Below are 10,833 nucleotides of genomic sequence, written 5' to 3'. Positions count from 1 at the left end.
GCCGATGGTACTGCAGGGGGGACCCTGTGGGAGAGTAGGACGCCGCCGAACTCCTTTTACGGGAAGCCCCGTGTCCTTGTGGCACGGGGCTTTTCTGCGTTCACAGCGTCTAGGCTCGAACCATGCGCTACGAACTGGTCATCTTCGACAACGACGGTGTGCTCGTGGACAGCGAGCCGATCTCCAACACCATCCTGTCCGAGTACCTCACGGAGCTCGGTCACCCGACCTCGTACCAGGAATGCCTTCGCGACTACATGGGGTCTGCCGTGCACCGGGTGCACGACCTCGTCGAGGAGAGGACCGGGGAGAAGCTGCCCGCGGACTTCGACGAGACGCTTCACTCGCGGATCTTCGCGGCGTTCCAGCAGGAGCTGGAGCCGGTGGAGGGCGTCGATGACGTGCTGGGAAAGCTTGTCGCCGACGGGGTTGCCTACTGTGTCGCGTCCTCCGGCAACCACGAGCGGATCAGGGTCGGGCATCGTAAGACCGGACTCGACCAGTGGTTCGAGGACGAGTGGATCTTCAGCGCGGAGGATGTCGGGCACGGGAAGCCGGCGCCCGATCTTTTTCTGTATGCCGCCGAACGGATGGGTGTTCCCCCCGAGCGGTGCGTCGTCATCGAGGACAGTCCACTCGGAGTGGAGGCGGCTCGGGCCGCGGGAATGGATGTGTACGGGTTCACGTCGATGATGCCGGCGGACCGGCTCGCCGGGGTGACCGGGCACTTCTCCGACATGAGTCAACTGCGGGAATTGCTCGCCTGATCCATCTACCCATGGGTAGAGACTGGCCTTACGCTCGCGGCCATGACAGATGCTCGTTTGCGCCACGGCAGGGCCTCCCTCGCGTTGAGCTTCTTCGTACAGGGAGTCACCTTCGCTCTGCTCGTGACACGGATCCCCGCCATCCAGGACCGGTACGGGATATCCGACGGGCTGTTGCCGGTGTTCCTGGCCGCGGTGCCGATCCTGGCCGGGGTCGGCAGCGTGGTCACCGAGAAGGTGGTCGCGCGGGTTCGGCCCGGGATCGTACTGAGGTGGGCGCAGCCCGTTGTGCTGCTCGCGCTGCTCGGTGTCGGGGCCGGGAACACGTTGTGGGAGGCGGCGCTGGCGCTCGGAGTGTTCGGGCTTGCCGTCGGGTCGCTCGACGCCTCCATGAACATGATGGGGGTCAGTCTCCAGCGGGCGTACGGGCGTTCCATCATGCTCGGGTTCCATGCCGCGTACAGCCTGGGCGGGATCGCCGGTGCGTCCATGGCGTGGGCCGGGGCGCACTGGGACCTTTCGCTGTTGGTCTCCTACCTGCCGGCGGTGGTCGTTCTGCTGCCCGTCGCGTTCATCGGGAGCCGGTGGTACGCCGAGGGCGTGTCGGCGGAGGCGGGTACGGCGGAGAAGCAGGGGAAGGGGGTCGCGTCGGTCTCCTTCAAGTTGTTGATGCCGCTCTGTCTGGTGATGAGCTTCGCGTACATCGGGGACTCGACGGTCTCCAACTGGAGCGCCAAGTATCTGCAGGATGTGCTGGGGAGCTCGGAGCAGCTGTCGACGGTTCCGTACAACGTCTACATGGTGACCACGCTGCTGGGGCGGGCCGTGGGGGACTTCGGGGTGCGGCGGTTCGGGGCTGTGGCCGTGGTGCGGTCCGGGAGTGTGCTGGCCGCTGTCGGGTTCGCCGTGGTGGCTGTGGCCGGTGGGGCGTGGGTCGGGATGCTCGGGTTCACCCTGCTGGGTCTCGGGCTGTGTGTGATCGTGCCGCAGACGTTCGCCGCCGCCGGGCGGATGTTCCCCGGGGCGAGTGATACGGCCATCGCGCGGCTGAACGTCTTCAACTACGTGGGGTTCCTGGTGGGATCGCCGTTGGTGGGGGCGCTCGGGGACGCCTGGAGCTACCGGGGTGCGATGCTCGTGCCGATGGTTCTGGTGCTCGCGACGCTCGTGTACGCCAAGTCGTTCGGCGCGGAGCCTGCCCGATACGGTGGCGGGCATGAGCGGCCGCGCACAGTTGATGTGGGATGACGCAGTAACGGGTTACGACTTCGGGGAAAGTCATCCGATGGACCCCGTCAGACTTGCTCTGACCATGGGGCTGGTGCGGGCCTTCGGGCTCGACGGTGCGGTGGATGTGGTGGCGGCCAGGCCCGCCGGGGACTCCACGCTGCGGCTGGTGCACCGTGAGGACTACGTGGCCGCCGTGCGGGCCGCCTCCGCGGATCCCCGGCGCGCCGATCAGAGGTACGGGCTCGGGACGGTGGACGATCCGGCGTTCGCGGGGATGCACGAGGTGTCGGCGCTGATCGCCGGGCAGTCGGTGGCCGCGGCGGAGGCGGTGTGGCGTGGGGACACCGCGCATGCCGTGAACTTCGCGGGCGGGCTGCATCACGCCATGCCGGGTGGTGCGGCGGGGTTCTGCATCTACAACGATCCGGCGCTCGCCATCGCGCGGATGCTGGAGCTGGGTGCCGAGCGGGTCGCGTACATCGATGTGGACGTGCATCACGGTGACGGGGTGCAGGCGGCGTTCTGGGAGGATCCGCGGGTTCTGACCGTGTCGCTGCACGAGCACCCGCGCACGCTGTTCCCGCAGACCGGCTGGCCGGAGGAGACCGGCGCCGGGGCCGGTGAGGGCAGTGCGGTGAATGTGGCGCTGCCGGCCGGCACGGGGGACGCGGGCTGGCTGCGGGCGTTCCACGCGGTGGTGCCGGAGCTGCTGGCGGACTTCCGGCCGCAGGTGCTGGTGAGTCAGCACGGGGCCGATACGCATTTCGAGGACCCGCTCGCCCACCTGGCGGTGTCGGTGGACGCGCAGCGGGCGGTGATGGCGGCCTGTCACGATCTCGCCCATGAGTACGCGGAGGGCGGGCGCTGGGTGGCGCTCGGCGGGGGCGGCTATGCGGTGGTCGATGTGGTGCCGCGGTCCTGGACACATTTGGTGGGGATCGCCGCGCACGCGCCGGTGGATCCCGAGTCGGTGATTCCGTCCTCGTGGCGTGACGAGGTCTTTGCCCGGACCAGGCAGCTGGGGCCGGCCCGGATGACCGACGGACGTACTCCCGCCTGGAAGCCGTGGGAGCAGGGGTACGACCCCGCGGACCGGCTGGACCAGGCGGTGTTGGCGACCAGGCGGGCGGCCTTCCCGTTGCGGGGGCTGTTGACCTGAACCGGGCGGGGACGGTCGTGGTGCGGCCGTTTCGTGTGCTGGTGAGGAACGGTTACGCCAACTGTGGGGCGTGACCGGTCTTCTGGCCCCCCGTCCGGGTGATTGGGGGAGCATCGGTGGGGTGTTGAGCACCGGAGCGCTGCGTGCGCATCTGCTGGCGGCCCGGCTGGCCGGGCCCGTGGCCACATCGAGGGAGGCGAGCCTGCGGAGCTATCGGCTCTTCGCGGCCCGCGACCCGAGAGTGACGCTCGGCCTCTCCCCCGAACGGGGTTGGGAGGAGCAGGACCTCCTTCGCCTCATGGCCGACAAGTGCGGGGTCTCCGGCGATCCTGCTCATGTTTCCGGTCCTGATGTGATCGATCCGGAGCGCACCCTGGCAGGTCTGGAGGCTTTCGCCGAGCGGTTGTCGCATGCCGCGGTGCGTCGGGCGCCGGTGCTGTTCGGGACCGGTCATCCGCATCGGCTGCTCGGTTTCTACGCAGAGTTGGCAGACGCCTTGTCGGCGGCCGGGTGTCCCGTGCTCACTCCCGCGCAGGGGCGATGTATCGACATAACGACCCGGTTCGGCGTACGCATGTACCGCCTCGGCTACGTACGAGGTGTCGCGATGGTGCGCGAACCCGGCGTGCGGGGTGCTGGTGGTGACACCGGCGCACACACGCATTCACCGTTGCCGGTCCGGGTCGCTCTGGAGGCGGTGGCGGAGGGGGGCGGGAGGCTGCCGGAACTGGTCGTGGGGGACCACGGATGGGTCTGCGGGGCTGGTCAGCTGGGCATCGAGGCGATCGGGCTGGCGGATACGGACGATCCCGCGCTGTTCGTCGGGGAGGCCGAGGGGCGGGTGGCGGTCGCCGTTCCGCTCGACGACGGCGTGCGGTCCGCGTACTACCGGCCGCTCACGCGCTATGTACTCAATCGGGCGTGTCTGTCACAGTAGGCGGCCGATCGCCTCTCCTCTTCCCCACTCGCATCACCCGCCCCTAACCTGGGGAGTGAGCGCACAACGACGAAGAGTCACCGGAGGGGAAGCCGGTGGGCGTCTCGCGCGGAAGGTACAGGTGGGTCATGGCTGCTGGCAGCGAGAGGCCTCTCAACGAGGTCAAGTTTCTGACCGTGGCGGAAGTCGCCTCGGTCATGAGGGTGTCGAAGATGACCGTGTACCGCTTGGTGCACAGCGGTCATCTGCCGGCGATCCGGGTGGGCAGGTCCTTCCGGGTTCCGGAGCAAGCGGTTCACGAGTATCTCCGCGAGTCCTTTGTGGGGGTGGAGTCCGCCTGAGGTTCACCTCGGATTACGCCCCTCACGCGGTGGCGGGTAGGCTAGGCCGACGTAGGTCGTGTGGGCCCAGACGCCCCGCACCAGTGAAGAAGAAGTGAGCGAGGGTAGTCGTGGGCTCTGTTATCAAGAAGCGGCGCAAGCGGATGGCCAAGAAGAAGCACCGCAAGCTGCTCAAGCGCACGCGCGTTCAGCGTCGCAACAAGAAGTAAGCGAACGCGGTTCGTGAATCCGCAGCCCTCCCGCCGTATCGGCGGGAGGGCTGCGGTGCGTTGTGCCGCGGCGTCCACGCGCCGTGCGGTACCCGCATTCGGGCCAAAGACTCGGCAGAAGGCCGTCGTGCGGTCATCACAGGGCAACATCCACCCGCTACGGTGACGGCCAGGGGAAACCTTTCGACGGGAGGCGCTGATCTTGGGGAAGGTCGTGCTGGTCACCGGTGCCGCCCGGCAGCTGGGTGGCCGCTTCGTGCGGTGCGTCCAGCGTGATCCGGAGGTGGACCGGGTGGTCGCCGTCGACGCGGTCACGCCCGGACACCCGTTGGGCGACGCCGACTTCGTCCGTGCGGACATCCGCCAGCCCGCGATCGCCAGAGTCCTCGCCGAGCACTCGGTGGACACGGTCGTCCACCTGGACGTCTCCGCCAAGTCGGTCGGCACGGGCGGTCGGACGATGGTCAAGGAGACCAACGTCATCGGCACCATGCAGCTGCTCGGGGCCTGTCAGAAGGCGCCGAGCGTGCGGCGCCTCGTGGTCAAGTCCAGTACGAACGTCTACGGCTCCGCGCCCCGCGACCCGGCGGTCTTCACCGAGACCACCCCGCCCAAGTCCCTGCCGAGCGGGGGCTTCGCCAAGGACGTGGTGGAGGTCGAGGGGTACGTGCGCGGCTTCGCGCGCCGCCGGCCGGACGTGGCCGTGTGCGTGCTCAGGTTCGCGAACATCCTGGGTCCGGAGGCGGATTCGCCGCTGGCGGACTATCTGTCGCTGCCCGTGCTGCCGACGGTGTTCGGATACGACCCGAGGCTCCAGTTCGTGCACGAGGACGATGTCGTCGACGTACTGGGAATCGCCTCGCGCGAGCCGAGGCGCGGGACGCTGAACAGCGGCACCTTCAATATCGCCGGGGACGGTGTGCTGCTGCTCTCGCAGTGCTCGCGGCGGCTGGGGCGGCCGACGATGCCGTTGCTGCTGCCCGCCGTCACCTGGGTCGGCCAGGCACTGCGCAGGGTCGGCATGACGGACTTCTCGCCGGAGCAGATCCGGCTGCTCACCCACGGCCGGGTGGTCTCCACCGTCCAGATGCGCGAGACCCTGGGTTTCCACCCGCGGTTCAGTACCGCGGGGACGTTCGCGGATTTCGCGCGCAGTCAGGGGCCCGGACTGCTGCCGCCGGAGGCGATGGGCAGGGCGGTGGACAGGCTGGCCGCCATGCCGTTCGCCGGGGCGGCCGGCGATGTTCCGGGGTTCACCGGGGCGGGCGGCACACGCCCGACCCCCAGCGCCAGGTAGAGGAGCGCACCGACGATGGCGGATGCCAAGGTCATTCCGTTCGACGACGACCGTTCGCGATCGTGCGGCTCATCGCGCTCCGCGCGACGCCGGACCGCGGGGAGCGGCAGCCGGGGCCAGGGGCCCGTGGCGGCCTCCGTGGTCGGGACAGCGGCCGTCAGCGCCCTTCCGGGGCAGCAGGACGCCTCGTTGCCGCCGGAGGAGCCCCAGCGGACAGGTCCGCACCCGGAGGGGGCCGGGCGTGGTCACTGGGACCGGCGGATCGCCGGCGGGCTCGCGTTCCTGCGGCGGAGGGTCACCGGTGAGTACGAGGTCGATGAGTTCGGGTACGACAAGGAGCTGACCGATCAGGTCCTGATGTCGGCCCTGCGGCCGCTGTACGAGAAGTACTTCCGGGTCGAGGTGAAGGGCATCGAGAACATCCCGTCCGACGGCGGGGCGCTCATCGTGTCCAACCACTCGGGGACGCTGCCGCTCGACGGGCTGATGCTCCAGGTCGCCGTGCACGACAACCATCCGGCGGGCCGTCATCTGCGGCTGCTCGCCGCCGACCTCGTCTTCGTGCTGCCGGTGGTCAACGAGCTGGCCCGCAAGGCCGGGCACACGCTGGCCTGTGCGGAGGACGCGGAGCGGCTGCTGCGGCGGGGCGAGGTCGTCGGGGTGATGCCGGAGGGTTTCAAGGGCATCGGCAAGCCGTTCGGCGAGCGGTACAAGTTGCAGCGCTTCGGGCGGGGTGGCTTCGTGTCCACGGCGCTGCGGGCCGGGGTGCCGATCGTTCCGTGCTCGATCGTGGGGGCGGAGGAGATCTACCCGATGATCGGCAACTCGAAGACGCTGGCGCGGTTGCTGGGGTTTCCCTACTTCCCGATCACGCCGACGTTTCCCTGGCTGGGGCCGCTCGGGGCGGTGCCGCTGCCGACGAAGTGGACGATCCAGTTCGGGGAGCCGATCTCCACGAGTGGGTATCCGGTGGAGGCGGCGGAGGATCCGATGCTGATGTTCAATCTGACGGATCAGGTGCGGGAGCAGATTCAGCACACGCTGTACAAGTTGTTGGTGCAGCGGCGGTCGGTGTTCTTCTGACCGGGGCTGTCCGACGGGTGTCCTGTCGCCGATCGGCGGACGGACTCCGGGGAGCCCGTCCGCCGATGGAGGGTGCGCGAGGTCCTGGCCGACCCGATCCCGGCCCGGTCCGAGCGGACGAACCCGAGGGCTGTCCCTCAGTGCCGTGGCCGGAAAGGTTTGCCGGGCGTCGCGAGCCGGTGAACCTTTCCGGTCTTAGGGCGTGCCAGACGCCGCCTGGCAGGCGGGACTTTCGAAACACGCCCTAGTCGCGCAGATCCTCGCTGTTGATGCCCAGGCCTGGGAGCAGGCCGGGGAGGAGCGGGGGCAGGGTGACGTCCGGGGCGGGCGGGGGGCTGACCCGGGTGTCGGCGGACGGGGCGGTGCCCTGGGGCGGGGGGCCGAGGAGGCCGTCCGTGCCGCCGGCGATCAGGCCGTCGGACGGGGCGCTGCCGGAGCCGGACGGTCGGGGCGAGGCGTTGTCGCCCGTGTGGTCCTGGGAGGCTTGCGGGGACGCGGGCGTGGAGTGGTGCGTATCCGACGATCCCGTGTTCCGCTCCGTGGCGCCCGAGCGGTGGGAACTGCTTCCCTTGCCCGGGGTGGGGGGCAGCAGCGACTGCAGCGGTTCGACCTCTTCGTCTATGGCGTCGAAGACCGAACTGACCTGGTCGCCGACATCGGTCAGCTGTACGGGCAGCCGGTTGCGCAGGCTGCTCCAGCTGTCCCGGTGCGAGCGGGAGAAGGATTCCAGGGTCCGGATCGGGCCGATGGCGCCGTCCCGCTGATAGGCGGCGTGGAGCAGGCGGTGGCCCTCGGTGGCGTCGTGCGTCATGCCGTTGAGCGTGCGCCTGACTTCGCCGAGCTGTTCGTGGTCCAGGTCGCCGGAGCGGGCGCGCTCCATCAGACGGCGGGCTTCGCTGAGGCGGGTCGAGGCCTGGTCGAGATAGACCTCGCCGCGGTCGGCGTCGCCGTTGGCCATGCCGAGATGGATGTCCTCCATGCCGCGCTTGAGCCCGTACAGCGAATCACCCGGCAGGGCGTCGGAACTGGCAGCGGCCACTCCGCCGAAGGCTCCCGCCGCCACACCGACGGTGAGTCCGCCGGCCGCGAGCCCCTTCGTCCAGCGTGAGCGCGGACGCAATTTCTGGAGCGGGGAGGCCCGATGGGCTCCCTTGGTCCGCTGTTCGGGCACCGTAGGGTCCGTGGCCGCGCCGCCCTCGGCGAGCATGGCCTCCATGGCGGCGACGAGCTGGGCTCGCTGCACCACTTTGACTTCGGGATCCATCTCCGGCCGCGGTAGCTCACCGAGGCCGTTCGCCAGGGCCAACAGCGGTCCGTGGTCGGCCGGTTCGGCCGGTTCCTCGGGCTGTACGGCCGCCGCACCGCGGAGCGACTGCTCCTCCAGGGCCTGGGCGAAGGCGTTCGCCCGCCGGTGTGCCGAGACGTTTGCGATCACTGGCGGCACCTCCTCTCGTCATGACGGTCGACTCCCCTGGTGGTCCGGAAGGTTGCACACCTTGAGCGCTTCCACACGAATGAGTGAGTGTCGGCGGACATGGGGTGACGACAGGGGGCCTGCAACCGGCACAACGAGGGGCGCGGCACTTGGGTTACGCACGAAGGATGATCGGACCAGTGCGTGATGGACATGTCGCCGGGAGTGATTCGGCCGGAGGGCGGGTCAGCGGGCATCGTCCGGGAGGAGCCGGGCCAGGGTGCGGACGGCGCGGTACTGCAGGGTCTTGATCGCGCCCTCGTTCTTTCCCATGACCCGGGCGGTCTCGGCGACCGAGAGGCCCTGCAGGAAGCGCAGGGTCACGCACTCCTGCTGCTGGGGGTTGAGGCGGCGCACGGCCTGGAGCAGTGCGGCGTTGGAGAGGGACTCCAGGACGGAGTCCTCCGGGCTGCGCTCGACCTCGTTGGCGTCGAGCATCTCGCCGGTGGTCACCTCCAGCCGGAAGCGGCTCGACTTGAAGTGGTCGGCGACCAGGTTGCGGGCGATGGTGACGAGCCAGGCGCCGAAGTCGCGGCCCTGCCAGGTGAAGGTGGAGATGCGGCGCAGGGCGCGGAGGAAGGTCTCGCTGGTGAGGTCCTCCGCCGTGGCCTTGCCGCCCACGCGGTAATAGATGTAGCGGTAGACGGTGTCGCTGTACTGGTCGTAGAGGCGGCCGAAGGCGTCGGCCTCGCCGGCCTGTGCGCGCTCGACGAGATCCATCATGCGCGCGCTGTCGCTGTCGGCGGTGGGCCGGCGAACGGTGGACGTAGTAGTTGCGCCGCGGTTGCTGCGTCTTCCGACCGCCGCACCGCGTTCGGCCATGGCGTAGCAAGGGCCGACAGGTGCAGGGGTGGCACATGCGGGTACGGCGTACGCGGTGGGGACGAAGCCGCGCAAGCGGTCGGCGACCGTTGCGCGCAGCGTAGCCAGGCCCGAGGCGTCAACCCCGACGTGTGGGTACACGGGACTCCCAGAGGCAGAGCTTCCATCACGTGCAGTGCGGGGCCGTCACTCGTCGTAGTGAGTGGTGGGCTCCGGAATGCGTCTGAGGAGAATAACGCTTCGTACAGGCAGTGCTACACCCAGTTGCTCAAATCATCGATTCCGTCGCTTCTGTAGCGAATAATCGACGCATCAAGTAGCACATCGTGACCGTTTACTGATCGGATTACTTCGCGATCTGCCTGCGTGCGCGACGGATTGTGTTCGGGTACGGGCAATCCGACTGGCGGGAGCGGTCGCCGGGCAAGGGGTTCTGATCGGCGGCCGTCGTCCGGGCGTGGCTCGGCGGCCCCCCGGTGGTGGACGAACGGGTGTGCGTCAGCGTCAGCGGCGGCGACGGTGCAGGGCGACGGCGGCCGCGGTGCCGCCCGCGATGGCGCCGACACCGGCCGCGGCCGGGATGCCGACCCTGGCCGCCTTGCGGCCCGTCCGGTAGTCCCGCAGCCGCCAGTCGAGCGCGCGGGCGTGCTTGCGGAGCTTGGCGTCCGGGTTGATCGCGTAGGGGTGTCCGACCAGGGACAGCATCGGGATGTCGTTGTGCGAGTCGCTGTAGGCCGCGCAGCGGTCGAGGTCCAGGCCCTCGGCCGCCGCGAGGGCGCGGACCGCCTCGGCCTTCGCGGGCCCGTGCAGCGGCTCGCCGACCAGGCGGCCGGTGTAGACGCCGTCGACGGATTCGGCGACCGTGCCGAGCGCGCCGGTCAGGCCGAGACGGCGGGCGATGATCGTGGCGGTCTCCACCGGGGCGGCGGTGACCAGCCAGACCCGCTGTCCGGCGTCGAGGTGGGCCTGCGCGAGGGCGCGGGTGCCGGGCCAGATGCGGTCGGCCATGTACTCGTCGTAGATCTCCTCGCCGATGGACATCAGCTCGGAGACGCGATGGCCCTTGACGATGGACAGGGCGCTGTCGCGGGCGTCCTGCATGTGTTCCGGATCCTCGACGCCGGCCAGTCTGAACCAGGCCTGCTGCCAGGCGAACCGGGTCAGCTCGCGGCGCTGGAAGAACTTCCGCTTGTACAGACCGCGGCCGAAGTGGAAGATCGCCGCGCCCTGCATGACGGTGTTGTCCAGGTCGAAGAAGGCGGCGGCCCGGTCGTCTCCGACGACGGGGAAGGCGGGTGCGGGTTCCTCGGCCTTTGTGCGGACAGCGGGTTCCTCGGCCTTTGTGCGGACAGAGGTGTCCTGGTCGGCGACGGAGGACCGGTCGTCGGGGAGTTCGGTGGGGAGGGAGGTCTTCCGCGCTGCCTCAGCTGCGGCCTCGCCTGCCAGCACGCTCCGTGCTGTCGCGGGGCGCCTGCGGGGTGTGAGCCATCCAAGTGCGGCCATGTCGTGAGCAT

General features: G+C 69.5%; 11 protein-coding genes. 8 read left to right on the top strand and 3 right to left on the bottom strand.

Annotated features, from left to right (window positions below; translation table 11 throughout):
* Positions 1-122 precede the first annotated feature (122 nt).
* The 8 genes from ACIQCZ_RS21460 to ACIQCZ_RS21425 all read left to right on the top strand — a co-directional run bounded on the left by ACIQCZ_RS21460 (position 123) and on the right by ACIQCZ_RS21425 (position 7,023).
* Complete coding sequence (locus ACIQCZ_RS21460) at positions 123-767, top strand: HAD family hydrolase (RefSeq protein WP_402284153.1); 645 nt, start codon at positions 123-125, stop codon at positions 765-767.
* 42 nt (positions 768-809) lie between these two features.
* The gene (locus ACIQCZ_RS21455; protein WP_402284152.1) at positions 810-2,015 is read left to right on the top strand and encodes an MFS transporter; all 1,206 of its coding nucleotides are present in this window, start codon (positions 810-812) and stop codon (positions 2,013-2,015) included.
* Positions 1,984-3,156, top strand: coding sequence for an acetoin utilization protein AcuC (locus ACIQCZ_RS21450; protein WP_402284150.1), 1,173 nt, complete (start codon positions 1,984-1,986; stop codon positions 3,154-3,156). Before ACIQCZ_RS21455 ends, ACIQCZ_RS21450 begins: the two co-directional genes overlap by 32 nt.
* Before the next feature lie 121 nt (positions 3,157-3,277).
* On the top strand, positions 3,278-4,093 hold the full coding sequence (locus ACIQCZ_RS21445) for a phosphatase (RefSeq protein WP_402284147.1): 816 nt from the start codon (positions 3,278-3,280) through the stop codon (positions 4,091-4,093).
* A gap of 128 nt (positions 4,094-4,221) precedes the next feature.
* A complete protein-coding gene (locus ACIQCZ_RS21440; RefSeq protein ID WP_014046653.1) occupies positions 4,222-4,434 on the top strand; it encodes a helix-turn-helix domain-containing protein in 213 nt (70 codons plus the stop codon).
* A gap of 110 nt (positions 4,435-4,544) precedes the next feature.
* On the top strand, positions 4,545-4,643 hold the full coding sequence (locus tag ACIQCZ_RS21435; protein ID WP_003948845.1) for a 30S ribosomal protein bS22: 99 nt from the start codon (positions 4,545-4,547) through the stop codon (positions 4,641-4,643).
* Positions 4,644-4,845: 202 nt separating this feature from the next.
* Complete coding sequence (locus ACIQCZ_RS21430; RefSeq protein WP_402284144.1) at positions 4,846-5,940, top strand: NAD-dependent epimerase/dehydratase family protein; 1,095 nt, start codon at positions 4,846-4,848, stop codon at positions 5,938-5,940.
* Between the two features lie 15 nt (positions 5,941-5,955).
* Positions 5,956-7,023 (top strand): lysophospholipid acyltransferase family protein, encoded by a 1,068-nt coding sequence (locus tag ACIQCZ_RS21425; RefSeq protein ID WP_402284142.1) that lies wholly within the window; start codon positions 5,956-5,958, stop codon positions 7,021-7,023.
* A 244-nt stretch (positions 7,024-7,267) separates the two neighbouring features.
* On the opposite strand, the gene ACIQCZ_RS21420 is transcribed toward ACIQCZ_RS21425, so the two are convergent.
* The 3 genes from ACIQCZ_RS21420 to ACIQCZ_RS21410 form a co-directional block, all read right to left on the bottom strand.
* A complete protein-coding gene (locus tag ACIQCZ_RS21420) occupies positions 7,268-8,458 on the bottom strand; it encodes a DUF5667 domain-containing protein (protein ID WP_402284140.1) in 1,191 nt (396 codons plus the stop codon).
* A 225-nt stretch (positions 8,459-8,683) separates the two neighbouring features.
* Positions 8,684-9,460: an ECF subfamily RNA polymerase sigma factor, BldN family gene (locus tag ACIQCZ_RS21415; RefSeq protein ID WP_376272909.1), complete on the bottom strand. Its 777-nt coding sequence runs from the start codon at positions 9,458-9,460 to the stop codon at positions 8,684-8,686.
* 363 nt (positions 9,461-9,823) lie between these two features.
* The gene (locus ACIQCZ_RS21410) at positions 9,824-10,822 is read right to left on the bottom strand and encodes an HAD family hydrolase (protein ID WP_402284138.1); all 999 of its coding nucleotides are present in this window, start codon (positions 10,820-10,822) and stop codon (positions 9,824-9,826) included.
* Positions 10,823-10,833: the final 11 nt, after the last annotated feature.

This window comes from Streptomyces sp. NPDC093149 (assembly GCF_044754145.1).
Classification (GTDB): Bacteria; Actinomycetota; Actinomycetes; order Streptomycetales; family Streptomycetaceae; genus Streptomyces.
The sequence above is the reverse complement of the archived record's forward strand: the minus strand, read 5'-3'. Positions and strand labels throughout refer to the sequence as shown.